Here is a 23,967-nt window from a genome sequence, read left to right on the forward strand (position 1 = left end):
TGTATTAACAAACCTTTCTCTTTTTATTGTAGTGAAAACTCTTCAAATTATTTTTAAAAAGGTAACGTTCAAGACACGTCTCTATTTACATAAATATTTGTCAGGACTTCTTTTTAACGAGCTTCAAGTTATAAAAATTATCTCTTATAAACTTATAAAGCCTTAAATCAGGCCCGTGTTCTATTAAATCTTTTATAGGCAAAGTCCACTCATCAAAACCTTTCATTTTAATAACCAATATGTGCATCTCAGTTTCCTCTGCATTACTACCTGCAACAGCACGCTTATGACCAATTTCATAACGCATGGATTCTAGTAAGTCTTTTTGGATAACATCAGTACTGAAAACACCATCTCGAATATGTAGTTTATCTTTGCTAATCCATGCTGCTGGTTTAGTTCCATTTTTAAACTAAAATATGAATGAAGCTAAGTAGCAGAGAATAACAATTGATAATGAATATACCCATTCAAACTGGAACTCTGCGAGTATAAGTACCACGAAAATCATGGGTGATAGAGAGGCAAAAAATATCTGAAGGTAATTTCTATTTCGAGGTAACACCATAATTTAATTTAACACCGCTCTCTAATAAGGTCTAAAAGCTTAATTTCCCGATTTTTGTGATTGATCACACAGGAAAGCTTCATATATTAAAAAGGTAATAATCCCAACAATAATTACCTCTGTAAACAATTAGTTAAACCAGTAAGAATCATAATTTTTATTTTGCAACCAAACAACGGTGAATAATGCTATCGGAAAAATCGCAATTGGTATTTATCTGTTACCTAACTGGTATAAGTTATCTTTTTTATTTACCACAGAGGTGCTTCGCGCTGCACAGAGTAAAAACTTTTGCTTTCTCATTCACTTCTCTGAAACTCTGTGGTTATATTTTCTTGAACCTTGAACCTTGAACCTTGAACCTAACTTAAAGCCAGATTTTTTGCAGCTCTAGCCATTGCTTTTCAAATTGAGCGCTAGGTTTTGCTTTAAAATCACTGCGTACGAATTGATTCATTTTGCCCTCTATATAGGCAAGTAAAAAATTGGCAATAGTTAACTCATCACTTTGGAAAGTTTTACCTTCGCGTAGTTTTCGTTCACGAAGTACTTGTTTTAGCTGAGTTTCAAGCTTTTCAAATAAGCCTTGTACACGATCACGTAAACGCTCTTGCTCACCTTGTAGTGCGTCACCCGTTAAAATACGGGTGATACCTGGGTTTTTTTCAGCGAAGGCTAATAGTAATAATAAAATGTTATAGATACGGCTTTGCGTCTCTTTTTCATTTTCAAGAATTAAGTTGATCCGTGAAAGTAGCGTGTCTTCAATAAACTCAATTAGCCCCTCAAACATCCGTGCTTTACTCGGAAAATGACGATATAACGCAGCTTCAGATACGCCCACCTCAGCAGCTAGTTTTGCTGTGGTGATACGTTGACCTGGGCTGGTTTCTAACATTTGTGCGAGTGCTTGTAGTATTTGCTCTTTGCGATTACTTCTTTTTGTCGCAGGCATGAACATTCCTTTCTTTTGATAATTTATTGAGCGTAGGCCAGCGTTGACCACTCACTTTTTGAGCTAATGAGTGGGGCTATGTTAATGTTTTATTCAGTTTCTTTCCAGCCTTTTTACAATCGTTTAGCAAGCTCACTCATTACACTCAGTGCGAGTGCGCTTTTGGTGTCAATTGCTAATTCTTTTTGCTCATTGTGCCAGAATAATGTCAACGCATTATGATCTGAATTAAAGCCAAGGCCACTTGTTGATACGTCATTAGCGCAGATCATATCTAAATTTTTATTCGTTAGTTTCCCTTTTGCATAACTTGCAACATCTTGGGTTTCAGCAGCAAAGCCTACGGTATAAGGACGGCCATCAGTGAGATTGGCAACGGCTGCAATCACATCAGGGTTTTTTACTAACGTCAGCGTTAACTCGTCTCCTTGCTTCTTCATTTTTTGTTCAGCAACCTTGGCTGCACGGTAATCAGCAACGGCTGCACAACCAATAAATGCATCTGATTTTGGAGCCAAAATAAGCGCCTGTTCAAGTAGTTGCTCTGCACTCTCTATCTTTATAAGGTTAGCGCCCGTAGGAGGAGTGAGTGTAACAGGACCTGAAATTAAATTAACTTTCGCACCCAATAGTAAGGCGGCTTGTGCCAAAGCGTAGCCCATTTTTCCTGAACTGTGATTAGAGATAAAACGCACCGGATCAAGTGGCTCACGAGTTGGTCCTGCAGTGATTGTAATGGTTTTACCGGTCAGCAGTTGCGGCTGCTCAGGTTGGGTGCAAAGTGCGACTAATTCGTGTGGCTCAAGCATACGGCCCGCGCCTACATCACCACAGGCTTGCTCACCTTTGCCAGGGCCCCAAATTGCAATGCCGCGTTGTGCTAACGTTGTTAAATTAGCTTGCGTGGCCGGGTGGGCATACATTTGTTGGTTCATTGCAGGCGCTACCGCTACTTTTGCTGGTGTTGCCAGTAATAAAGTGGTGAGTAAGTCATCCGCAATGCCTGCGGCCATTTTTGCAATTATATTACTGGTGGCAGGGGCAACTAAAATTAAATCAGCCCATTTCGCAAATTCAATATGACCCATAGCGGCTTCAGCAGAAGGATCGAGTAAAGAATCTGATACCATTTCACCACTAACTGCTTGCATGGTAAGTGGTGTTATAAAGTGCTTAGCTGATTCGGTCATAACGACTTTTACATCACAGCCACGCTCTTTTAAGCGCCTTACCAGTTCGGCGCATTTGTAAGCGGCAATACCACCGCTGATCCCCAGTACAATTTTTTTCTTGATGAGTTCTGTAGGTAAATTGGTCATTAACTTTGTCATACTTTGCTGAAACCTTTGTCGATATGCGCTAACGATAGCAAATCTTTGCGTTATGGACGAAGTTTTAATAGGGAATTTTATTTTAACTTTAACAGGCGAAATTCTATTTTTGCATTACAGTTAAATAATAAAACACTTTTCAGGGACGAAATAATGCAGCTTATGTCTTTACCGAGCAACCAACGACCACGGGAAAAGTTATTAGCGAGTGGAGCTAAGTCGCTCAGTGATGCAGAATTACTTGCTATATTTTTACGCACAGGCTTGCCGGGAATGAATGTTGTGGAGTTAGCGCAGCATTTAATGACACAAAATCAAACCCTTCATAATTTATTTAATGCGACGATTGATGATTTTTGTGCGCAAAAAGGTTTAGGGGTCGCAAAGTTTGTGCAATTGCAGGCCGTGCTGGAGCTCAGTCGCCGTTATATGATGGAGCAATGTAAGCGCGATGCAGTATTTAATTCGCCACAATCAGTGTATGACTATTTAACGCTTGAATTACGAGGCTTACAGCAAGAAATATTTATGGTGTTGTACTTAGATAGCCAGAATCGATTAATTAAAGAAGAAACTCTTTTTTATGGCACAATCAACGCTGCATCAGTTTATCCACGTGAAGTGGTGAAAGCAGCATTGAAAAATAATGCCGCGGCGCTAATTTTGGCACATAATCACCCTTCTGGAATTGCTGAACCGAGTCAAGCAGACAAATTAATTACCACTAAATTGCAGCAAGCTTTACAATTAGTTGATATAAATATTTTAGATCACATCATTGTCGGTGGAGATAATTGCGTTTCGTTCGCAGAACGAGGCTTGATTTAAGAGCATTCAAATCACTAAGCGTGTTAAAAATGAGCGGTTTAGTACTTATTTGCAAATTAGTTTAATTTAAATGCAGTTTTTACTTTCCCTAAGGGCATTCGATCTTTATAATTAGCCGCTATCAAATTTACACATGAGCTGATTGGATTAGATCAATCACTTGATCTTTGCCTGTATAAGCTGTATAAAGAGCGCCCTTCGATTTATCCCTGGGGCACAAAATACATAGCCTAGGGGAAAATTAAGCTCGAGCGAAGTTATTGGAGATATATAGACATGTCTAAAGTATGTCAAGTTACAGGTAAGCGTCCTGCGGTTGGTAATCACCGTTCACACGCGAGAAACGCGACTAGACGTCGTTTCCTACCTAACCTACAAACACACCGTTTTTGGGTTGAAAGTGAAAAACGTTTTGTAACATTACGCACTACTACTAAAGGTATGCGTATTATCGATAAAAAAGGCATCGACACGGTTCTTACTGAAATCCGTGCTCGCGGCGAAAAAGTTTAAGGACCTGAGTCATGCGTGATAAGATCCGTTTAGTTTCTACAGCTGGTACTGGTTTTTTCTACACTACCGACAAGAACAAGCGTAACATGCCGGAAAAAATGGAAATCAAAAAGTTTGATCCAAAAATCCGTAAACATGTTCTTTTCAAAGAAGCTAAAATCAAGTAATTTTAGTTTTCTCTGAATATCAAAAACCCAGCCTAGGCTGGGTTTTTTGTTTTAGACTAGCCGTCAGTTAAGAGCAGCTAGGAGCGGTAAGCTGTAAGTTTTAAGCTGAACGGCGTTAAAATTGGCTACGTAGGTTGTGGTTGAGCAGCGCGAAACCCAACGAAAAATACCATATCAGCCTGCATCAAAAAACTGCATTATCGAATGTTTTTACTCCTTCGGTTTATCTGTTTAAATGGCTTACAGCCAACAAAAAACCGTTGTTATTTACATAACAACGGTTTTTAGAATTACAGCTTACAGCTTACAGCTTACAGCTTACAGCTTAGCAAAAGCGTCTTGCAGTGGTGGCACTACTTGCTTTTTACGGCTTAATACACCGTCTAACCATACTTTACCGTCTTCAGGCGTTACACCATAAGCAGCTTCCACTAATGTTGCATCGTCAGAAGCGATGAGCATTTGTGAGCCTTCTTTCATAATGTCGGTAAGTAGTAAGAATACCGAATGACGGCCGCCTTCTTCTTTAAGCTTGGCAATATCAGCTTCAAGCTCGGCTTTTATGTCATCAAATACCGCAAGATCGATAACTTCTAACTGACCAATCCCTACAAGCTTACCGTTCATGTTGAAGTCTTTAAAATCACGCATTACTAAATCGCGCGCAGGTGTATCTTCAACAGCTGATTTTACACGGAACATATCCATGCCTAATTCTTTAAAATCTTCAATGCCAGCAATTTCAGCTAGTGCTTCAACACATTTTATATCAGCTGTGGTGCAGGTTGGAGATTTGAAAATTACCGTGTCACTTAAAATTGCGCACATCATGATGCCTGCAATGTCTTTTGGTATTTCAACATTGTAAAAATCATACATCATTTTGATGATGGTGTTTGAGCAACCAACTGGACGGATCCAACACTCAAGTGGTGTTGAGCTAGTTAAATCACCTAATTTATGGTGATCAACAACACCCACAACGCGTGCTTGGTCGATATCATCTGGTGCTTGGGTTTTTTCAGTGTGGTCAACGATGTAAACGTCTTCACCTGCGTAGCTTAATTTTAGCTCTGGCGCTTCAAAGCCAAACTTATCAAGAATAAATTGTGTCTCAGGTGAAACTTCACCAAGACGGGTAGGAATTGCAGGCTCTTCAATTTGGTTTTTCAAATAAGCCAGTGCAATTGCACCACAAATAGAATCTGAATCTGGGATTTTATGACCCACTACATACATTGACATGACGGAACTCCTTAAATTTTGCCGTATATTAGCAAAGTAATCTAACTTTGGCACATTACCACTGGTGAATTTTAGTAATATTGCATAACAAATTTCGGCTGCCATTTTTACATATTTTTGGTTACACTTTAACTAATTGAATCTTTTAGGAAGAACTCAAATGCAGTTAGGCCGCAAGGGCTGGAACAATGTTGTTATTTTTTCCATGCTGTTAATGATTTTCTTTTTTAATGGATTACACACTAAACTAAACAGTGGCCCAGAAGAAGCTAGGGTGCAGAGCGTGTTGCCTGACCAAAGTTTTATTTTAGCGCTTGAATTCCCAAATCAAAAAATAGAGCGGATCGGTACGTCTTGGCGTGCTATAGCATTAATTGACAATGCCCCACCGAGTCAATGGCAAGCAACCACAGTTAATCTTGTCGAATTAATTAATCAATGGCAAAACATGCAGTTGTCGGTTGCAGAAGAACAGCCGACATTTCACAATACCACCGCGCTAACAGTTGCTACTGTGTGGTTGGCAGGTGAGCAGTTACCTTGGTTATATCAATTATACCGTGCCCCACAGGGCTATTATTTACTCGATAAAAGTAACCAGCGTGTATTGTTGCTTGATCAACAGACTGCGCAGCGGTTATTTCCAAGTTTTAATTTTATACACAGCGAGCCTAAGTCGAATGCCTGAATTACCAGAGGTTGAAGTTAGCCGAATGGGGATCACCCCACATATTTTGCAACAACGTGTCACTAAGGTGAATATTCATAACCCTAATATGCGTTGGCCAGTGCCTGATGAGGTTTATCAAATCACTAATTTAGCTGTGTTAGATGTACAGCGCCGAGCTAAGTATTTACTGCTGAAATGTGAATTGGGTAGTGTTATTTTACATTTGGGAATGTCGGGTAATTTACGGGTTGTTGATAAAGACGAACCATTAAAAAAGCATGATCATATTGAATTCATATTTGCTAATAACAAAGCACTGAGACTCAATGATCCGCGCCGTTTTGGTTGTTGCTTGTGGCAGCAGCTTGACCAGTGCCATAGCTTATTAAGTAAGCTTGGTCCTGAACCGCTTACTGATGAATTTACCGCTAAACGGGTATATGAGCAGTCGCGTAATAAAAAAGTGCCAGTTAAACAGTTTATCATGGATAACGCCGTGGTGGTTGGGGTAGGTAATATTTACGCTAATGAATCCCTTTTTAAAGCCGGTATTCATCCTAAACGCGAGGCAGGTAAAGTATCACTGGCGCGTTATCAGCAATTAGTGCCTATTATTAAAGATACACTCGCTGCGGCGATCACCCAAGGTGGTACAACGCTAAAAGATTTTGCGCAAAGTGATGGTAAGCCAGGTTACTTTGCTCAACAACTTTTAGTGTATGGTCGTAAAGGTGAGCCGTGTATGGTGTGTAAACAAATATTAACTGAAATTCGGTTAGGTCAGCGCAGCACTGTATTTTGTAGTCAGTGCCAGCGTTAATTGACTTTTATGGCCCGTATGAGCGATATACCTAGAAAATTACAAGTGAGAAACTAATGTATTTTAGTGTCAATCGTATGTTTACGATTTTGGTTTTATTGACTGTATTGTGTGCCTGCAGTAAGGACATTGTAGAGCAGCCAATAGAAGAAGTGGTGACGGCACAGGCTAAGAAAATGGACGTGCCAATTTATGGTAATTATGTCGCGCGTACAGATGCATCTCTAGATGTAGAAGTACGCGCGCGGATCACAGGTTTTGTGGAAAGCGTTGATTTTGTTGAAGGCAGCTGGGTAAATGAGGGTGACTTACTCTATAAGATTGATGATCGTCCTTATAAAGCGAAATTAAATCGTGTACAAGCCGCCTATGAAAAAGACAGTGCAGCATTAGCAAAAGCGAAGCGCGATGTAGTTCGGTTAAAACCTTTGTATGAACAAGATGCAGCTAGCCAGCTAGATTATGACAATGCGATATCAACACAAGAACAAGCAAAAGCAAGCCTTGCCGCTACCCAAGCTGAGCTCGATGAGGCTAAGTTAGAATTAGCCTATACCCGTATTACCGCGCCAATAAGTGGCATGGTTGGTAGCTCTGAAGCAGATTTAGGCGCGTTAGTAGGCAGCAGTGGTATTTCATTACTCACGACTATTCAGCAAATCGACCCTATTTACGTTAACTTTAATATGTCGGCGTTAGATTATTTAAATGCAAAACGTCGTATGACGACCATTATTGATAAATTAGAAGCTGAGCAAAAAGGCAAAGCCCTGCAAGGTTTTGTACGCATATCATTACCTGACGGCAGTGAATACCGTTACTGGGGAGATGTAAGTTTTACTGATCCTAAAATTAGCCCAAAAACAGGCACCTTTAAGGTGAGAGCCGTTTTACCTAACCCTGAAAGTGAACTATTACCAGGGCAATACACTAAAGCACGTATTAAGCTTGATGAAATAACTAGTGCCGTTGTGGTGCCTGAAGAAGCAACCCAAGTTGAACAAGGCGGTATTTATGTGATGGTGGTACTTGATAACAATATCATTGAGCGGCGTTTTGTGGTGGTTGAACATTATGGTGAAGAAGGCATTGTGATCAGTGGTGGTTTGAGTGCCGGTGAAAAAGTAGTGATCAAAGGCTTGCATCGTATTCGTCATGGACAGCATGTGATGGCGCTCAGTGAAGATGAATTTACTGCCCGTGAGCAGGAAAAAAATGCAGTTACTCTCGCTAAAAAGCAAGGAGAGTAAGGGTGTTTTCTCACTTTTTTATTAATAGACCGGTGTTTGCATCGGTGATCTCTTTAGTTATTTTATTAACGGGTGTGGTGTCGTTATTTACTTTGCCAATTGATCAATACCCAGACATCGCACCGCCATCAGTGAAAATATCAGCATCATTTCCTGGGGCTACAGCTGAAACCGCCTCTGAGTCCGTGGCAATACCATTAGAGCAAGAGCTAAACGGTACGCCCAATATGTTGTATATGGAATCAAAAGCCACAAATTCTGGTGGTGCTAATATTACGCTGACTTTTGATGTTGGCACTGATCCCGATTTAGCATTAGTCGATGTCCAAAATACTGCGAGTCAAGCAGGGAGTAACTTACCTGTTGATGTACAAACCGAAGGGGTATCGGTTTCAAATGAAAGCTCGGTTGAATTACTTAAGTTGGCCTTAACCTCTGATGATGAGCGTTATGATGAAATATACTTAAGTAATTATGCCAGTATTAATGTAGAAGCCGCACTTAAGCGAGTGCCAGGTGTTGGTAGGGTGCGTAATACTGGCTCGCGCTCATATTCAATGCGTGTTTGGCTCAAACCGGATATTTTGGCAGGCTATGAGCTCACAGTTAATGATGTAACTGATGCCATAAAATCACAAAACAAAGAAGCTGCCGCTGGTGAGATAGGTGCCCAACCAAGTCGTGAACATATCAAGTTAAACTTTCCTGTGCGAGCGCAAGGGCGGTTAAATAAAGTCGAAGAATTTAAGAATATTATGCTGCGAGTTAATAGCGATGGCTCGATGATCAGGTTACGCGATGTAGCGCGAGTTGAGTTAGCATCATCCGCTTATACGTTAAATTCTAAATTAAACGAGCAACCCGCTACTATCCTACAGATCTATATGCTTCCCGGCTCCAATGCGCTGGAAGTAACGCAAAGTGTCAAAGTTGAAATGGCCCGTTTAAGTGCCGCATTCCCGCAAGGAATAAAATGGCAGCTATTTTATGATGCTTCGGAGTTTATAAAGCTTTCAATCGATGAAGTGATCAACACTTTGATCCAAGCACTAATTCTAGTTATTTTGGTGGTGTATTTATTTCTACAAAATTGGCGCACTACGTTAATTCCTGCATTGGCGGTGCCGGTTTCTATCGTGGGCACTTTTATAGCGCTTGCAGCATTTGGTTTTACCATTAATAACGTGAGTTTATTAGCGATGGTGTTGGCGATTGGTATTGTGGTCGATGATGCCATTGTTGTAGTTGAAAATGTAGAGCGATTAATCAACGAAGAAAAAATGGATGTTGTCAGCGCGACCAAGCAAGCTATGACTGAACTTTCAGGGGCAATAGTTGCTACTTCATTGGTGCTTGCTGCGGTATTTGTGCCTGTGTCATTCTTAGCGGGCATTACCGGTATTATGTATCGTGAATTTGCTATTGCTATTACTGTTGCGGTGTTAATTTCTACCTTAGTTGCGCTAACTTTAAGCCCTGCGATGTGTGCTTTATTTTTACGCCCAAGCGCCCCTTCAACGAATAAATTTTTTGTTAAATTTAATGCTATGTTGGCTAACTTAGGTGATAAATATACCTGGTTAGTTACAGTTACTTGTCAAAAAGCTAAGCGTAGTTATGTCGCGTTTATCATTATTGCCGGCGGGTGTTATTTTGTATTTGCGCAATTACCAAGTAGCTTTATGCCACAAGAAGATCAAGGACGTTTTTTTGTTGATGTATCCCTACCGGATGCTGCGACTGTATCACGAACTAATGAAGTGATCAGCAAGGCGAATAAATATATTATGGCGCATGATGGTATTGCTTATTCGTTCTCTTTGGCTGGCGAAAACCGCCGCGCCGGTGGGGCGCAATCCAATGGTCAGTTTGAAATTATCCTAAAGCCATGGGCGTATCGCGCAGATAAAAATTACACTGTTAGTAATGTAATGAATGATATTCGCCAGCAGCTTTATAGTATTCCAGAGGCATCTTTTAGTGTGTATCAGCCTTCTGCAGTTGCAGGATTAGGTTCAGGCTCTGGGGTTGAATTTGCATTACAAGAAAAAACCGGCGGGAACCTTACCAGCTTGGTTGAATCGCTCGATGTATTGCTGGCTAATTTAAATAACCGTCCTGAAATAGCCAAAGCAACGAGCTCACTAAGAGGCTCTGTCCCCCAGTTGTTTTTAGAGTTAGATCGTGAAAAAGCCATGGCGCTGGAAGTCCCTATTGCTGATGTGTATAGCACCATGAAAGTGCTGACAGGATCATCGACCATTAATGACTTTAATTTATTTGGGCGTGTTTATCGTGTGAAAGTGCAGGCTGAAGGGGAGTTCCGTGAACGCCCTGAAAATTTAAATGAATTTTATGTGCGCAGTGATAATGGCGCTATGGTGCCATCTAATGTCTTAGCTAAACTACAACTCACGACAGGGCCGTCAATCATTAATCGCTTTAATATGTTTACAAGCGCCTCGGTTAACGCCTCGCCAGCTGCGGGTTATGCATCTGGTGATGTGATCAAAGCGATTGAGCAAGAGGTAGCAAAGCTGCCGCCTAATATTGGCTTTGAGTGGACAGGATTAACTTTTCAAGAAATACGCTCTTCAGGCCAATTAGGGATTGCCATAAGCCTTGCAGTGGTGTTTGTATTCTTATTTTTAGCTGCACTGTATGAAAGTTGGGCATTACCGTTTGCAGTATTACTGATAAGTCCAATTGCCATGCTTGGTGCGTCATTACTGACACTAGTGAGTGGGTTGGAAAACAATTTGTTTTTCCAAGTTGCTTTTATTGCTCTGATTGGTCTTGCGGCTAAGAACTCAATATTAATTGTGGAGGTTGCTAACCAACTATATCGCGATGGAATGAATGCTAAAGAAGCCGCGATAGAAGCTGCGCGTTCTCGATTTAGACCTATTTTAATGACTGCATCATCGTTTGTGCTGGGAGTATTACCGTTAGTATTAGCAACAGGACCTGGTTCTGTTGGGCGTCAGTCTGTGTCTATGCCGATTTTAGGTGGGATGCTGCTAGCAAGTTCTATTGGTATTATTTTGGTGCCATTATTTTTTATTACAGCTGCACGGTTTGTTAAGCAGCATGTTGTAAAAAAAGTAGAAATAGGCACTAAGCAGGAGCAAAGCCATGTATAAGTTATCGCTAGTGGCGACTGCATTATTGCTGGGTGGTTGTGCTGTTGGCCCTGATTTTTCCGCGCCTGAGCATGACGACATCAGCACCTTTATGACCACTGAAGCACAAGCGAGCAGTGAGGCTTTAATTGGTTGGCAACAAATATATCAAGACCCCTATTTACAAAAGCTCATAACGCTTGCGCTGGAAAATAATCACGATATGCTCATTGCACGTTCTCGTATTATAGAGGCGCGCTTAAACAGTGATATTAGTGATGCCGACTTGTGGCCTGATGCGAGTATCGGTTTAACCTCAGAGCGTGAAAAAGACACCAGCAATATTGCTAACACACATGACTTAAAAGCGTATTTTAATTGGGAAGTGGATTTATTTGGAGGAAACCGCAGAGCGAGTGAAGCACTTCTTGCCCAATATTATGCAACTGAGCAAGGCCGTAACGTAATACAGCTTACTTTAATAGCAGATATTGCTCAGCAGTTTTTTGCTCTTAAAGAAATTCAAGAAGAGCTGCAAATCAGTGAAAATACCATTAAATTACGGGCGAAAGAGTTAGAGTTGGCACGTATTCGTAAAGCCGGTGGTATTATTTCAGGACTTGAGCAACGCCAAGCTGAAGTTGAGCTGGAGTCGGCCAAAGTTAATGTGCCTAAACTACGTCACCAAGAACATATCAAGATCAATCAATTACGGTTCTTGATTGGTGATGCAACGGCAGATATTAGTGGGGGAAGTGAGCTGTCTGCGCAAGTTATGCCGCGGGCGCTACCTACGGGCTTACCAAGTGAGTTATTAAAGCGCCGCCCTGATGTACAACAAGCGATGATGAGGTGGCACAGTGCAATGGCCGAGATTGGCATTGCTAAAGCTGACTTATTCCCAAAGTTAAATTTGTATGTAGAAGTGGGCCGCGAGAACAATAGTTTGAGTGATATACTCACAGCTAACTCAGCCGTTTGGCTACTTGGTGGTGAGTTGTTAATGCCGATATTTAATATGGGTAAAAATTTAGACAGCTTATCGGCCGCCCAAGAGCGAGCGTATCAGGCCAGTGTCGAATATGAAAAAGCAGTCTTAATAGCCTTACAAGACGTGAGTGATCAAATCTCTAGTTTTCAAAGTTCAGAACAAATTTATGATGCGCAGCACAGCTTAGTGCTCAGTAGTAAAGACTATTATCGCCTTGCGCATTTACGTTATACGAATGGGGTTGCCAGTTCTTTGGATTTGCTCGATGCACAGCGGCAGTTGTTTTCTGCTGAAATTGGTTTAGCTCAAGCCAAAAATAATCGTCTCCAGAGTATGGCTAAGCTCTACAAAGCATTAGGTGGTGGTTGGTATGAAACCAACCAGCAATCAGATATAGCTACAGAAAAAGTAACTGAATAAGCACCTAGCAACTAGGTGCTATTAATTACAACTCAAATGGTGCGACGCCGACGGCTGTCATTTTATAGCCCACTTGAGCTATTTCGCCACTCCAAGTTTCAGTGTTGATTACGCCGGTAACAACAATTGCATCGTAGAGGCTTTCAATTGGCACACCGCCTTTAATTGTGACGTGAACAATTTGATTTGGTGGTGGTGGTGGCACATGAATACAGGCGCCAAAATACGGCACCAGTAAAAACTCAGTGATCACTTCGCTATCACCTTCGAGCGGTACAACAAACCCGGGTAAACTGACTGATTGGCCATTAAGTTCTTTTACAACTGGGGCATCTAAGTCGGGTTGCACCCAATTTTGCTCTGTTCCTTCATGACTGGCTTGCTCTTGAGTGTCTATTTGCACGTGCCCTTTAGGGATTAAATCTTCCCAAAATATCTCTTTAGGTTCGTTGGCTAAGCTATTAAAGCTTAGAACAAAACTAAAAATAACTAAGCAAACTACAGTGAGTTTTTGAAAATACTGCATGGTGTTCCTCTTAAATTTTAATGCTCATGCCATCTGATAATGAATAAAAATAAGCACGGGAGGCTGGAATTAAGCCAACGATAAAACCGGCCGCCATAATAGCGCCGATCAGCATCAGTTCATAGCTCGATAGCATAGTAATGGTGGTAGTGATCCCTGCGTGGCTTTGTAAGTAGCCTGAAGCGAGGGCCATGAGTAAATAAAATAATCCACAGCCCGCTAAGCAACCTAAAAATGTGGTCAATAAGGATTCAATGCTGATCAAGGCGAATAGGTGCCAAGGTCTTGCACCCACTGAACGCAAGATTGCTAATTCACGACGGCGTTGATTGAGGTTCGCTAATAGCGTAGTGAGCATGCCTAATAGGCTTACTAATACTACGACTATAGAAAACAGCAGTAAGATTTTTTCAACAATGGTGAGCATTTCCCATAATTCACGTAATGTGACACCGGGCATTATGGCAAGCAATGCTTCATCTTTAAACTGGTTGATATTACGGCGTACCTGGAGAGTATAAAGTGGTGAATCAAAACCAATTAAAAATGCGGTAATTTGTTTTGGGTTGCCAATCAAATCAGTAGGCTTTTCATGTTCATGTTCATGTTCATGTTCATGTTCATGTTCATGCTCATGGCTGGTGTGGTTTGTACTGTGAATTTGTTCAATTGCAGCTAATGGGATATGCAGCGTTTTATCAACAGGGGTGCCAGTGGCATTTAAAACGCCGACAACCGTAAAAGGGTTGTCATCATGATGATGAAAGCTCGTGTTACCCATGCCGTGGGAAATAATAATACTATCGCCAAGCGAGTAGCCTAAGCTCTTGGCGACTTGAGCGCCGAGCACAACTTCATTTAAATGCTGAAAAGGCCGCCCTTGGCTAAAACTAAGTGGCTGCTTTTTAGCAAATTTATAATGCTGGAAATAGTCTGCAGAAGTGCCCAGTACGGCTTGACCTTTATGGCTATCGCCAAGTGATAAGGGGATACTCCATTTTACGCCGCGTTGTTGTTTTATATATTGATAACTTTGCCAACTAACCCCGTTATTAGCGTGACCAATGCGAAAAACTGACGACAGTAACAGCTGAATATCACCCGTTCGTGCACCAACAATGAGATCAGTACCTGAAATGGTATTACTAAAACTACTTTTGGCATCAACACGTACGCGTTCAATACTCAGTAATAGCATTACGCTGATAGCAATAGTCAACAAGGTCAGAAACACACTTGCACGGCGGTTGTATAGGCTGCTTATAGCAAGCTTTACTAGGACCATTAAACTTGCTCCTGTAACGCGATCAAATCAATATTACGATTAAATAAGGGTTGTAAGCTGTCATCGTGACTGACAAAAACGAGGGTGCTGTTAGCGGCTTGAGCTTGTTCGAACAATAACTTAATGAATGCTTGACGGTTATTGCTATCAAGTGCTGACGTTGGTTCATCAGCGATGATAAGCTCAGGGCTACCAATAAATGCCCGTGCGGCAGCGACACGTTGTTGTTGCCCGATACTTAAATTAGCAACATTTTGCTGGTGGAATTGCTCGTCCAAGCCAAGCGCATTCATTAGTCTGCTAGCTTCTTGATGCAGACTTGAGCTAGTTGTTAATGCTTTTTTTTGTCGCAGCTTTGAAAACTGACAACCTAAAGTCACATTCTCAAGCGGTGATAAGTAAGGCAGTAAATTAAAGTTTTGAAAAATATAGCCAATGTGATCAGCACGAAAAGCATCACGCTTACTATTGCTTAGTTGGTTAAGCTCACAATCCAAAATTTTTAACGTCCCTGATGTTGGTTGATTTATCCCCGCTAGCAATGCTAGCAATGTGGATTTACCACAACCGCTTGGGCCATGTAAAAATACATGCTCACCTTTTATTACCTCCAACGATGCAATTGCTAGAGTGGGCTTAATTTGGTGTTTTTGCCATTTAAAACTTAGCTGCTTTATATCAATCATCATACAGTTTACTGCTGGAATTTGATGTTATCTTATAACGTTAATAACAAAATACCAACTAATCTGCGTTAAATCACATAGTGCTTTAATTGTGATTTTCTTCGGTCTCGATTATTATTAGCGGCTTATAACCCCAATCCCATACTAGTGCCTGTAATGGGCTCGCCATAGATCCGGAGATAGCATGACTAGCTATAAAGTTTTAGATGTAAACGATGACTTACCAATACGCACTAAGGGCCCTGTTCATAGTGGTAAAGTTCGGTCAGTTTATTGGCTAACAGACGAAGATAGTGCGCGTTTGATTAACGAAAAAGGTTATCAAGTACCTAAAGGTACTGAGCTGGCTATTATGGTTATTTCTGATCGTATCTCTGCATTTGATTGCATTTGGCAAGGTGAAAATGGCCTAAATGGTGTGCCAGGTAAGGGGATTGCATTAAACACTGTTGCATCGCACTGGTTTAAGCTATTTGATCAAGCGGGTCTTGCAGGAAATCATATTGTTGATATTCCACATCCATATGTTTGGATTGTTCGTAAAGCCAGTACAGTAAAAGTAGAAGCCATTGCTCGCCAGTATATTACCGGCAGTATGTGGCGTGATTACAGCAAAGGTGTTCGTCATTTTTGTGGTTTAGAATTACCAGAAGGCTTAACCGCGAATCAGAAGTTGGATGATGTTTTAATTACGCCATCAACGAAAGGTATTATTACAGGCGTTGCAGATATTCCTGCCGTGGATGATGTAAATATCACGCGTGACAATATCACTAATAATTTGAGTGTTTTTAATTTTAAATCTGAAGATGATGTTGCAAAATACGAAGAGCTACTTGTTGAAGGTTTTACTTTAATTAGTGCTGAGTTGGCTAAATTGGATCAAATTTTTGTAGATACAAAGTTTGAGTTTGGTTATGTAGAAGATATTGATGGTACAGATAAGCTGATCTATATCGACGAAGTAGGCACACCTGACTCATCACGCATTTGGGATGGTGCAGCTTACCGTGATGGTAAAATTGTTGAGAATTCAAAAGAAGGTTTCCGGCAGTTATTAATTAGCAATGTACCTGATAGTGATGTGCTATTAAATAAAGACCGTATGCCTGAGCGAGAGCAGCTTGCTAAAGATTATATTTTGCCAGAATCAGTAATGTTATCGGTGTCAGAAACTTATGTTGGTATTGCTAGTAAGATAGTTGGCTATGATATCGCCATTCCGACAGATCCACGTACTGAGGTTATTACTATTTTAGATCAGCAATATGGCTTGATCACCAAGCTTTAATCATGAGTTTTTTATTTGCTAATGTTTAAAAGCCTTAAGTTTTACTCTTATTTAGTGTAACTGGGCTTTTATTCTTGCATTTCGGGTCAGTCTCTAATTAACTTAACCTAAGATTAATTAGAGACACTCATAGGTTAGTGCTTACGCGCTACCGAGGATGACTAAATGAAACTGCAAAAAATGGCAAGCAAAAGCATAGTGACTCTTTTTACAGTGGCGCTCTCATACGCAGCCTGTGCGCAGAATGTTGCACTTAATATTGTTGATCAACATGGCTTGCCACTTAAAAATACAGTTGTCGAACTGGTTGGTGAAGATACTAGTAAATCATCATCGCAGTTACCCGTACTTATCATGGATCAAGTCGACAAGCAGTTTTCACCCTCATTGTTAATTGCTCAGCAGGGACAACAGGTTAATTTTCCGAATAGCGATAATATTCGTCATCATGTGTATTCTTTCTCTCCTGCAAAACCATTTCAGTTGAAACTTTATTCAGGGCAGCCTGAAAGCCCAATTACATTTGAGAATCAAGGGGTCGTGGTGCTTGGCTGTAATATCCATGATTCTATGTTAGGGTATATTTATGTCGCTAAAAGTTCTCATGTATATCAAAGTGATGAGCATGGAAATGTGCAGCTAAATGGCTTAACACTGCCCGTTCAGCTTAGTCTGTGGCACTCACTGCAAAAAAACGCTCTAGAAGAAAAACAATCTTTAACGTTAACTGTAAATTCACCTAATCGTGTCCAAGTTACATTGCAAACAATAGAGCCTAAGCCACGTAATACGTTTGGTAGTAAGTTTAAGGGCGGGAATGACTAACAGCTTAAAAAATCGCATTACTATTTTATGTGTAGGCCTTGTACTATTGACGACTATGGTCAGCTTATTGAGTTTTTGGTGGTCGACGAGCCAATTTAATGAGAAAAAGGTCACACAAGATATTAACGTGGCCGAAAATGTCTATAAGCAGTATCTGACCTCAAAAGAAAGTTTACTACTTACAGCTGCTAAAGTATTAACTGCTGACTTTGGTTTTAAACAAGCGGTTGCGACTAGAGATGCCAATACTATAAGTAGTGTATTGTATAATCATAGCCAACGTATCAATGCTGACTTGATGTTGTTATTAGACCTATCAGGGAAGTTAGTATCAACTAACCGACAGCAAGATTTTGATAGTAATTTACAAGAACTGATGAATGAGTTGCTCAATAATACCGAGCAATCAAGCTTTGTTGTGCTAAAAAAAGAACTATACCAGGTTATTTTATTACCGATCAAAGCACCTCGCACCGTGGCTTATAGCCTTGTTGGGTTTAAAATTGATGACGAGGTTGCTGTTGAATTAAAAAACCTAACCGGCATGGATGTAAGCTTTATTGCTAAAAGTGATGACTTAGTAAAAAGTTCGTTATTAGAACGGCCAACGCCCTTTATTCCAACTGAATATTTTCATAATAAAACCACACAACGAATTTTTGGTGAACAACTCGTTTATAGCAATCGTGACGTACATTTACCCTCACTCAATAACCACCCTGTGAATGTGTTACTAAGTGCTGATTTAACGCAAAGTTACAGTGAGTTTGAGCGGCTGTTTTACACGTTAGTTATTTTAGCCACGATAACCATTTTTATTGGTGTGATTACCAGTAGCTTATTAGCAAAAAACTTAACCATGCCACTATCACAATTGGCTAGCTTAGCGCGGCAATTTGCGCGTGGTAATTACAATGTTGAGCTAATGAGTAAAAAACAAAGCAATGAAATATCAACCTTGATCGATGCTTTTAAAAATATGGGTAATGATATTCAAGAACGTGAACAGCAAATTAGCTTTGCAGCAAAACATGACTCCTTAACAGGTTTTTATAATCGTTCAGCGATGTTAGAAGTATTGAATGAGACCCTTAACCAAAATCAAGAATATACTTTAGTCGCAATTGATATTCGTGGCCTCAGGCACATTAACGATAAGCTCGGTGCACGTATTGGTGATGATTGTTTAAAAGCCGTAGCATCACGGATTGCTGAGTTTTCAGATGACTTAGGTGGTTTACATGCCCGCATTGGAGGCGATGAGTTTTTAACTGCATTTGCGAGCAATACTGGCAGCAACCTTAAAAGTGGCATAATTGGTTTAATGGCGCAGTTGCAAGCATGTTACACGATTCAAAAGTTGAAGATTAATTTACGTTTCAGTGCAGGGGTTGTGCAATATCCCTCTCAGGGTTTGCAAGCCGATGATTTAATGCGCCGGGTGTTGATTGCTGTTGATAGTGCCGCTAGTGCGCATGAAAATATCCATTATTACCAGCAAGGTGAAGATGAAGAGCACCTTGAAAGGCTGAGAATGATCGATGAGCTCAAACAGGCTATTAATGACGATGATGGTCAATTATTTATGACTTATCAACCCAAATTACATATCGCCACTCAAAAAATAGATAAAGTTGAGTCACTCATTCGTTGGCAACGTAAAGATGGTAGTTGGGTGTCTCCAGAGTTATTTATTGATTTAGCAGAACAATCAGGGTTAATTGTTGAGTTAACAGGCTGGGTTGTTAAAACAGTAGTTGCACAAGTGGGGCTTTGGCAACAGCAAGGTATTTATATGCAAGCAGCTATTAATGTGTCAGCCCAAGATATAGCTTACCCAGGATTTCATGCAAATTTAATACGTACGTTAAAACAGTTTTCGGTGGCTCCAGCGCTTATTACTATCGAATTAACCGAGCGCGATATGATCGAAAATGAAGAAAAAGGTATTCACGCACTGGAAAACCTTAAAGCTATAGGCGTAAAAATTTCGTTGGATGATTATGGCGTAGGGCAAACTTCCTTAGGTCGTTTAAAAATGCTTCCTATTGATGAGCTGAAACTTGATAAGTGTTTTATTTTAAAGCTAGATGAATCAGAAAAAGATCAATTCATTGTGGAATCCACCATCACCTTAGGTCATCAACTTGGATTTTCTGTGGTTGCAGAGGGAGTCGAAACCTTAGCTTCGCTTGAATTGTTACAAAGAATGCAGTGTGATCATGTGCAAGGTTATTACTTAAGTCGGCCGCTCAAAGCGGAGGTGTTTGAACAATGGTTGGAGCAATATAATGAACAAGCTTAAGTTATTATTTGTTACCGTTATGACATTATCCGTTTTTGATTCTTTTGCATCACAGGGTAAGTTGTTAGCAACACCCGGGGTATCGCAAGTAGAAGGAAGTGGCGGTGGGGGGATCGTCCCCTGGGCGCAACTTGCAGGGTATGCCAGCGAAGATGAATTTGCCATCAATGGCTTTTGTAGCCGTGCAGATGTGACAGATTACACTCTAGATGTATGTGGTGCACAAATTAATTTATTTAATCGTGTTGAGCTTAGTTATGCACAGCAAAATTTTGCTGTGCCAGCACTTGATACTGAAATAGAACAAGCAATTACAGGTGTTAAAGTTAGGCTCTATGGCGATATTGTCTACAGTGATTGGCCACAGCTAACACTCGGTGCGCAGCATAAGTCTCTTGACGATGGCACTGTTGCGACACTCGTAGGCGCAAAAGAGACTTCGGGCACTGATATTTATCTTGCGGCGAGTAAGTTACATTTAGGTGCTATCGCGGGTTATAACTGGTTCTGGAATATAACTACACGCTATAGTGAAGCAAATCAGCTAGGGTTACTTGGCTATGGTGGAGCCAATGGCGGCGAAAAATTATTATTTGAAGGCAGCACTGCTATTTTCTTAAGCCGAGAAATTGCCATTGGTGTTGAATATCGACAAAAATCAAATAATCTAGCGCTCGGCGAGCAAGATTGGCACGATCTGTTTGTAGCGTGGATGCCTAATAAATATGTTAGCGTTACCGCAGCATACCTTGATTTAGGGAGTATTGCGGGAGCTGCTGAGCAAACGGGCTGGTATTTATCGGTAACAGGGTATTGGTAATGCTTAAATTTATTCCGGTAATAGTTTTTACAATGATACTCAGTGCTTGCTCAAATATAAGCAACTTAACTTTGTACCAACAACTCGATGGCCAAGCAGGCCTAGAAAGGTTAGTTGATAGCTTTATTAATCAAATTGGTAATGATGAGCAGGTTTTTCACTATTTTGAGCATGCCAATATTAGCCATTTTCGTGCAGGCTTCCTTAACCACCTATGCGTGTTAACGGATGGCCCTTGTAAATACACGCGCGATAGTATGGTGGAGATCCACACCGGCATGCACATCACTGAAGCGGACTTCAATCATGTTGTCGATTTACTTATTAATGCCATGAATGAACAAAATATTGATCACACAGTACAAAATAAAATACTTGCGAGAATGGCACCACTAAGATCGCAGATAATTAAGATTTAGCATGCAGAAGCCTCAAAGCTGCATTACTTATTTCCGTTGGATGAATTTCGTTAATGATGTCAGGCTCAAGTAGCTGATTGCCATTTGCAACTAATGCTATGTAGTTACTTACTTTAGGCGCAACAATACTCCATGGAGAAGTACCTAAGCCAACAACTGCGACAAAAGGTACATTAAATGCAGCTGCAATATGCATAGGGCCAGAGTCTATTGTAAGCAACAAATCTAATTCACTAATAGCATCACTCATTGTTAGAATGGAGGTTTTTCCAGCCAGCAATACAGAGTCAATTTGTTGTTGATTTAATTGTCTGTGTAATTGTTGAGCATCATCAAGTTCACTTTTGTCGCCAAAAATATAAAAAACGCAATCAATTTCTACAGCTATGCTTGCCATAGCATCAAATGAAAGCTTGTTTGGATAATGGCGTAGGCCTTTATTTTTTCCACCAAAATATACTCCAATTGACTTTTTCCCTGTATTGGGTATTAGAAAACTAGGCTCTTTTTTAAGGGCTGTATTTGGTATCGTATTAAAGGGGTTGCCATGAGGCTCATTTACGAGCCGACAATAACGGAATATATAATGGTGATTCGCATTTAATTTTAGTTTATGTGTCAATAAAAACGAACGTCCATTTTTTGCATAACCTACTCTATATTTAATGCTTGCCAAGAAACATAGCATTGCTTCGGATAGCGAGTTACGCATTATTATAGCAAGCTGGATGTTAGCGACTTTGAGTATTTTCGCTTGTTTTAAAATTGATATAGGCTTGCTTTGATTGAAACGTTCATCAACAATAATTGAATAGTCTGGATTGCGTGAAAATAAATCGACTAAGTTAGGTCTTAGTAATAAAAAAATTTTGTTGTTCGGATACAACTCTTTGAGTAACTTTAACGATGGAGTGCAATTAACAGCATCACCAATAAACTTTGGTAAGACGATTAAGATGTTCCCCATTATTTTTTGCGTCGCTATTTTACAGTTACTTTTTTTCATCTAAATTGTACCATTCGGTTTGTGCATCGATTGTAGCAATGCGTGTTTGTGAAGTCTATTGAACCACAATATGGAATTATTAAAGCTATAAAAATATGTTTTTATAGCTTTAATAATAAAAAATGAAAGTGGACTTAATTGTTATTAAAATATTGAAATGGTTAATTTTACTTTATTTTATTGCAGGATTAAGAAGAAGTATTAATTATTTCAATGTGAATGCTCTGTAAGCTATATACTATTAATAGCTCGTGACGATGAGTTGCATTAAGGACTGACTTTTAACAAAATAAAACTAGTGTTACCAAAACGCCCATGGGTAAAATAGATGGCTTATCTGCTGAGCGAATTGCGAACTATTTAGAGGAAAATAAATGAAACGAGTAATAACTTTTGGAACGTTTGATATTTTCCATGTTGGCCATATCAATATATTAGAGCGTGCAAAAGCATTGGGCGACTACTTGATTGTTGGGGTGTCATCAGATGCGCTCAATATGTCAAAAAAGGGGCGCAACCCTGTTTACAGTGAAGCCGACAGAGTAAAAATTATCAGCTCATTACGTTGTGTTGATGAGGTGTTTATCGAGCACTCGTTAGAGCTTAAAGGGGAATACATCACTACACATAAAGCTGACTTATTAGTTATGGGGGATGATTGGGCAGGACGTTTTGATGAATTTAAAAGCCTTTGTGATGTACAGTACCTTACTCGCACACCTTCAATTTCAACCACTGAAATAATTGAAGTGGTACGTAATCCATTATCGCAATAAGCCGTTAAGGTGGAGCCCGCCCACCCTCAAGTTACATCACTTTAATTTCATATAGTTGAGTGCTTTTCGGATTTTGTATCGACGCAATAGATTGAGTGGCTTTTGCATAACCCCAGCTTCAATTACTTGTGCGGTTGCAGCCAGTACACGTTGAGCACTGTTGCCATCAGTAAAAGGGTGTACTTGAGTTATATACTGATTAATCTTTAGTTGCTGCTCATCACTTAAAGTGAGAGCTTGTGCCAAAGCATTACTTAATTGCTCCGGTTTAGTGATATTTATCAGTGCATCTTGCGGTTGAGAGTTATTAAAAGTGATCACTGGTTTACCTAATAGTAGGGACTCATCAACGGCGCTCGATGTATCTGAAATAACAACATCTGCGTGTTGAATTAAAGGAATTAAGTTATCACTTTGACAGATCTCAAAATGTGCTAACTCAGCAAGTGACTGATACAATTGTTGCCACTGCGGTTTAGTTTTTGGGTGAAACTTCAGTTTAATGTCGTAATCACCACTACTTGCAAGTGCTTTTATTTGCTCAAATAAGCTCTCAAGCGAAGATAAGTTTGGCGAAAATGTTGGCGCATATAAAATAACCGGCTTTATATTCTGTTGTTTTTGATAATCGAAGTAAGGGTCGAGTTTTGGCCAGCCAGTTTCAGTGACTCTAAAATATCCGTGTTTTTTCGCGAGTTGTCTAAATGGCTCAGTGGTGAGAGGACCGTGAGTGCAGTACAAGTCAAAAAAGCCTCTGATCGCAAAATGCCCTTTCTTTTTATATTCTAAGCCATGAAACACTTGTACCTTTACCCCAGGGAAAAAATCCGGAACAACATTACCTGGCACAAATACGGCACACGGGTTAAAGTTTTTAACTTCTTCAATAGTATGAAGTTGTTTCTCACCGTCTAATAAGCTGTTGGTAATACCGCTTTTTTTTGTAATAAACCAGCAAGCTTTATCTCCATTTGCTTTAATAGCTGCTTGAATAGGGCGTAAAATAGCAAAGCTATAGGGTTGTTCTACATAGAATAAATAATGTTTAGGCATGTGAAGTCACTTTTCGACTTTAAGTTGGCAATAAAATACATCTCGAAGGTATTGGTAAAGACTCTATTTACCGGAATTAGTTTCATATAATACAG

General features: G+C 40.1%; 23 protein-coding genes. 14 read left to right on the forward strand and 9 right to left on the reverse strand.

Annotated elements, in window-relative coordinates; genetic code table 11:
- Positions 1–100: 100 nt before the first annotated feature.
- From CWB85_RS04540 to coaBC, 3 genes are all read right to left on the reverse strand, one after another.
- Positions 101–307 carry a hypothetical protein gene (locus CWB85_RS04540; protein WP_138554220.1) on the reverse strand — a complete coding sequence of 69 codons (207 nt, stop codon included), beginning with the start codon at positions 305–307 and terminating at the stop codon, positions 101–103.
- 628 nt (positions 308–935) lie between these two features.
- Complete coding sequence (gene slmA, locus CWB85_RS04545) at positions 936–1,523, reverse strand: nucleoid occlusion factor SlmA (protein WP_016708420.1); 588 nt, start codon at positions 1,521–1,523, stop codon at positions 936–938.
- A gap of 113 nt (positions 1,524–1,636) precedes the next feature.
- The gene (gene coaBC, locus CWB85_RS04550) at positions 1,637–2,854 is read right to left on the reverse strand and encodes a bifunctional phosphopantothenoylcysteine decarboxylase/phosphopantothenate--cysteine ligase CoaBC (RefSeq protein WP_171038986.1); all 1,218 of its coding nucleotides are present in this window, start codon (positions 2,852–2,854) and stop codon (positions 1,637–1,639) included.
- Between the two features lie 153 nt (positions 2,855–3,007).
- Here coaBC and radC point away from each other — a divergent pair, with 153 nt between their 5' ends.
- The 3 genes from radC to rpmG all read left to right on the forward strand — a co-directional run bounded on the left by radC (position 3,008) and on the right by rpmG (position 4,362).
- Positions 3,008–3,682, forward strand: coding sequence for a RadC family protein (radC, locus tag CWB85_RS04555; RefSeq protein ID WP_138554221.1), 675 nt, complete (start codon positions 3,008–3,010; stop codon positions 3,680–3,682).
- A gap of 276 nt (positions 3,683–3,958) precedes the next feature.
- Complete coding sequence (rpmB, locus tag CWB85_RS04560; RefSeq protein ID WP_016708423.1) at positions 3,959–4,195, forward strand: 50S ribosomal protein L28; 237 nt, start codon at positions 3,959–3,961, stop codon at positions 4,193–4,195.
- 11 nt (positions 4,196–4,206) lie between these two features.
- Positions 4,207–4,362: a 50S ribosomal protein L33 gene (gene rpmG / locus CWB85_RS04565; RefSeq protein ID WP_004335545.1), complete on the forward strand. Its 156-nt coding sequence runs from the start codon at positions 4,207–4,209 to the stop codon at positions 4,360–4,362.
- Positions 4,363–4,680: 318 nt separating this feature from the next.
- On the opposite strand, the gene CWB85_RS04570 is transcribed toward rpmG, so the two are convergent.
- On the reverse strand, positions 4,681–5,607 hold the full coding sequence (locus tag CWB85_RS04570) for a manganese-dependent inorganic pyrophosphatase (RefSeq protein ID WP_138554222.1): 927 nt from the start codon (positions 5,605–5,607) through the stop codon (positions 4,681–4,683).
- Between the two features lie 160 nt (positions 5,608–5,767).
- On the opposite strand from CWB85_RS04570, the gene CWB85_RS04575 reads away from it, so the two are divergent.
- Genes CWB85_RS04575 through CWB85_RS04595 form a run of 5 tightly spaced genes read left to right on the forward strand, consistent with a single transcriptional unit; the run spans position 5,768 to position 12,880 of the window.
- Positions 5,768–6,295: a hypothetical protein gene (locus CWB85_RS04575; protein WP_138554223.1), complete on the forward strand. Its 528-nt coding sequence runs from the start codon at positions 5,768–5,770 to the stop codon at positions 6,293–6,295.
- Positions 6,288–7,097: a bifunctional DNA-formamidopyrimidine glycosylase/DNA-(apurinic or apyrimidinic site) lyase gene (mutM, locus tag CWB85_RS04580; RefSeq protein ID WP_138554224.1), complete on the forward strand. Its 810-nt coding sequence runs from the start codon at positions 6,288–6,290 to the stop codon at positions 7,095–7,097. The genes CWB85_RS04575 and mutM overlap by 8 nt, the downstream gene beginning before the upstream one ends.
- A gap of 56 nt (positions 7,098–7,153) precedes the next feature.
- Positions 7,154–8,347 carry an efflux RND transporter periplasmic adaptor subunit gene (locus CWB85_RS04585; RefSeq protein WP_283235127.1) on the forward strand — a complete coding sequence of 398 codons (1,194 nt, stop codon included), beginning with the start codon at positions 7,154–7,156 and terminating at the stop codon, positions 8,345–8,347.
- Positions 8,348–8,349: 2 nt separating this feature from the next.
- The gene (locus tag CWB85_RS04590) at positions 8,350–11,490 is read left to right on the forward strand and encodes an efflux RND transporter permease subunit (protein ID WP_138554225.1); all 3,141 of its coding nucleotides are present in this window, start codon (positions 8,350–8,352) and stop codon (positions 11,488–11,490) included.
- On the forward strand, positions 11,483–12,880 hold the full coding sequence (locus tag CWB85_RS04595) for an efflux transporter outer membrane subunit (RefSeq protein WP_138554226.1): 1,398 nt from the start codon (positions 11,483–11,485) through the stop codon (positions 12,878–12,880). Before CWB85_RS04590 ends, CWB85_RS04595 begins: the two co-directional genes overlap by 8 nt.
- A 25-nt stretch (positions 12,881–12,905) precedes the next feature.
- Here CWB85_RS04595 and CWB85_RS04600 read toward each other — a convergent pair whose 3' ends face one another.
- The 3 genes from CWB85_RS04600 to CWB85_RS04610 are packed head-to-tail and all read right to left on the reverse strand — an operon-like array spanning position 12,906 to position 15,377.
- Positions 12,906–13,406: a DUF3299 domain-containing protein gene (locus tag CWB85_RS04600; protein ID WP_016708430.1), complete on the reverse strand. Its 501-nt coding sequence runs from the start codon at positions 13,404–13,406 to the stop codon at positions 12,906–12,908.
- A gap of 10 nt (positions 13,407–13,416) precedes the next feature.
- On the reverse strand, positions 13,417–14,691 hold the full coding sequence (locus CWB85_RS04605) for an ABC transporter permease (RefSeq protein WP_138554227.1): 1,275 nt from the start codon (positions 14,689–14,691) through the stop codon (positions 13,417–13,419).
- Positions 14,691–15,377 carry an ABC transporter ATP-binding protein gene (locus tag CWB85_RS04610; RefSeq protein ID WP_138554267.1) on the reverse strand — a complete coding sequence of 229 codons (687 nt, stop codon included), beginning with the start codon at positions 15,375–15,377 and terminating at the stop codon, positions 14,691–14,693. Before CWB85_RS04610 ends, CWB85_RS04605 begins: the two co-directional genes overlap by 1 nt.
- Before the next feature lie 184 nt (positions 15,378–15,561).
- On the opposite strand from CWB85_RS04610, the gene CWB85_RS04615 reads away from it, so the two are divergent.
- From CWB85_RS04615 to CWB85_RS04635, 5 genes are all read left to right on the forward strand, one after another.
- Positions 15,562–16,668, forward strand: coding sequence for a phosphoribosylaminoimidazolesuccinocarboxamide synthase (locus tag CWB85_RS04615; protein WP_138554228.1), 1,107 nt, complete (start codon positions 15,562–15,564; stop codon positions 16,666–16,668).
- 165 nt (positions 16,669–16,833) lie between these two features.
- Positions 16,834–17,493, forward strand: coding sequence for a methylamine utilization protein (locus CWB85_RS04620; protein ID WP_016708434.1), 660 nt, complete (start codon positions 16,834–16,836; stop codon positions 17,491–17,493).
- The gene (locus tag CWB85_RS04625; RefSeq protein WP_138554229.1) at positions 17,486–19,798 is read left to right on the forward strand and encodes a bifunctional diguanylate cyclase/phosphodiesterase; all 2,313 of its coding nucleotides are present in this window, start codon (positions 17,486–17,488) and stop codon (positions 19,796–19,798) included. The genes CWB85_RS04620 and CWB85_RS04625 overlap by 8 nt, the downstream gene beginning before the upstream one ends.
- Positions 19,785–20,618, forward strand: a complete 834-nt coding sequence (locus tag CWB85_RS04630) for a DUF3034 family protein (RefSeq protein WP_138554230.1) — start codon at positions 19,785–19,787, stop codon at positions 20,616–20,618. The genes CWB85_RS04625 and CWB85_RS04630 overlap by 14 nt, the downstream gene beginning before the upstream one ends.
- A gap of 32 nt (positions 20,619–20,650) precedes the next feature.
- Entirely contained in the window at positions 20,651–21,037 is a 387-nt protein-coding gene (locus tag CWB85_RS04635) for a group I truncated hemoglobin (RefSeq protein WP_374954834.1), read from the forward strand.
- Here CWB85_RS04635 and CWB85_RS04640 read toward each other — a convergent pair.
- Positions 21,027–22,043, reverse strand: coding sequence for a glycosyltransferase family 9 protein (locus CWB85_RS04640; RefSeq protein WP_016708438.1), 1,017 nt, complete (start codon positions 22,041–22,043; stop codon positions 21,027–21,029). The two genes, CWB85_RS04635 and CWB85_RS04640, sit on opposite strands and share 11 nt — an antisense overlap.
- Before the next feature lie 374 nt (positions 22,044–22,417).
- Between CWB85_RS04640 and CWB85_RS04645 the strand changes: the two genes are divergently transcribed.
- Positions 22,418–22,819: an FAD synthase family protein gene (locus CWB85_RS04645; protein WP_016708439.1), complete on the forward strand. Its 402-nt coding sequence runs from the start codon at positions 22,418–22,420 to the stop codon at positions 22,817–22,819.
- 36 nt (positions 22,820–22,855) lie between these two features.
- Here the strand turns inward: CWB85_RS04645 and CWB85_RS04650 are convergent, their stop codons facing one another.
- Positions 22,856–23,872, reverse strand: a complete 1,017-nt coding sequence (locus CWB85_RS04650) for a CDP-glycerol glycerophosphotransferase family protein (protein ID WP_138554232.1) — start codon at positions 23,870–23,872, stop codon at positions 22,856–22,858.
- Positions 23,873–23,967: the final 95 nt, after the last annotated feature.

Source organism: Pseudoalteromonas sp. S1727 (assembly GCF_005886375.1).
GTDB classification, from domain to species: domain Bacteria; phylum Pseudomonadota; class Gammaproteobacteria; order Enterobacterales; family Alteromonadaceae; genus Pseudoalteromonas; species Pseudoalteromonas haloplanktis.

What these genes read in the sequence shown, in the direction of transcription:
- CWB85_RS04650 (WP_138554232.1), bottom strand. Translation starts at nt 23,872, where the DNA reads ATGCCTAAACATTATTTATTCTATGTAGAACAACCCTATAGCTTTGCT.
- CWB85_RS04645 (WP_016708439.1), top strand. Translation starts at nt 22,418, where the DNA reads ATGAAACGAGTAATAACTTTTGGAACGTTTGATATTTTCCATGTTGGC.
- CWB85_RS04600 (WP_016708430.1), bottom strand. Translation starts at nt 13,406, where the DNA reads ATGCAGTATTTTCAAAAACTCACTGTAGTTTGCTTAGTTATTTTTAGT.
- CWB85_RS04610 (WP_138554267.1), bottom strand. Translation starts at nt 15,377, where the DNA reads ATGATTGATATAAAGCAGCTAAGTTTTAAATGGCAAAAACACCAAATT.
- rpmB (WP_016708423.1), top strand. Translation starts at nt 3,959, where the DNA reads ATGTCTAAAGTATGTCAAGTTACAGGTAAGCGTCCTGCGGTTGGTAAT.
- CWB85_RS04570 (WP_138554222.1), bottom strand. Translation starts at nt 5,607, where the DNA reads ATGTCAATGTATGTAGTGGGTCATAAAATCCCAGATTCAGATTCTATT.
- CWB85_RS04540 (WP_138554220.1), bottom strand. Translation starts at nt 307, where the DNA reads ATGCGTTATGAAATTGGTCATAAGCGTGCTGTTGCAGGTAGTAATGCA.
- CWB85_RS04615 (WP_138554228.1), top strand. Translation starts at nt 15,562, where the DNA reads ATGACTAGCTATAAAGTTTTAGATGTAAACGATGACTTACCAATACGC.
- slmA (WP_016708420.1), bottom strand. Translation starts at nt 1,523, where the DNA reads ATGCCTGCGACAAAAAGAAGTAATCGCAAAGAGCAAATACTACAAGCA.
- mutM (WP_138554224.1), top strand. Translation starts at nt 6,288, where the DNA reads ATGCCTGAATTACCAGAGGTTGAAGTTAGCCGAATGGGGATCACCCCA.
- CWB85_RS04630 (WP_138554230.1), top strand. Translation starts at nt 19,785, where the DNA reads ATGAACAAGCTTAAGTTATTATTTGTTACCGTTATGACATTATCCGTT.
- CWB85_RS04635 (WP_374954834.1), top strand. Translation starts at nt 20,651, where the DNA reads ATGATACTCAGTGCTTGCTCAAATATAAGCAACTTAACTTTGTACCAA.
- CWB85_RS04585 (WP_283235127.1), top strand. Translation starts at nt 7,154, where the DNA reads ATGTATTTTAGTGTCAATCGTATGTTTACGATTTTGGTTTTATTGACT.
- CWB85_RS04575 (WP_138554223.1), top strand. Translation starts at nt 5,768, where the DNA reads ATGCAGTTAGGCCGCAAGGGCTGGAACAATGTTGTTATTTTTTCCATG.
- CWB85_RS04620 (WP_016708434.1), top strand. Translation starts at nt 16,834, where the DNA reads ATGAAACTGCAAAAAATGGCAAGCAAAAGCATAGTGACTCTTTTTACA.
- CWB85_RS04595 (WP_138554226.1), top strand. Translation starts at nt 11,483, where the DNA reads ATGTATAAGTTATCGCTAGTGGCGACTGCATTATTGCTGGGTGGTTGT.
- rpmG (WP_004335545.1), top strand. Translation starts at nt 4,207, where the DNA reads ATGCGTGATAAGATCCGTTTAGTTTCTACAGCTGGTACTGGTTTTTTC.
- CWB85_RS04625 (WP_138554229.1), top strand. Translation starts at nt 17,486, where the DNA reads ATGACTAACAGCTTAAAAAATCGCATTACTATTTTATGTGTAGGCCTT.
- CWB85_RS04605 (WP_138554227.1), bottom strand. Translation starts at nt 14,691, where the DNA reads ATGGTCCTAGTAAAGCTTGCTATAAGCAGCCTATACAACCGCCGTGCA.
- radC (WP_138554221.1), top strand. Translation starts at nt 3,008, where the DNA reads ATGCAGCTTATGTCTTTACCGAGCAACCAACGACCACGGGAAAAGTTA.
- CWB85_RS04640 (WP_016708438.1), bottom strand. Translation starts at nt 22,043, where the DNA reads ATGAAAAAAAGTAACTGTAAAATAGCGACGCAAAAAATAATGGGGAAC.
- coaBC (WP_171038986.1), bottom strand. Translation starts at nt 2,854, where the DNA reads ATGACAAAGTTAATGACCAATTTACCTACAGAACTCATCAAGAAAAAA.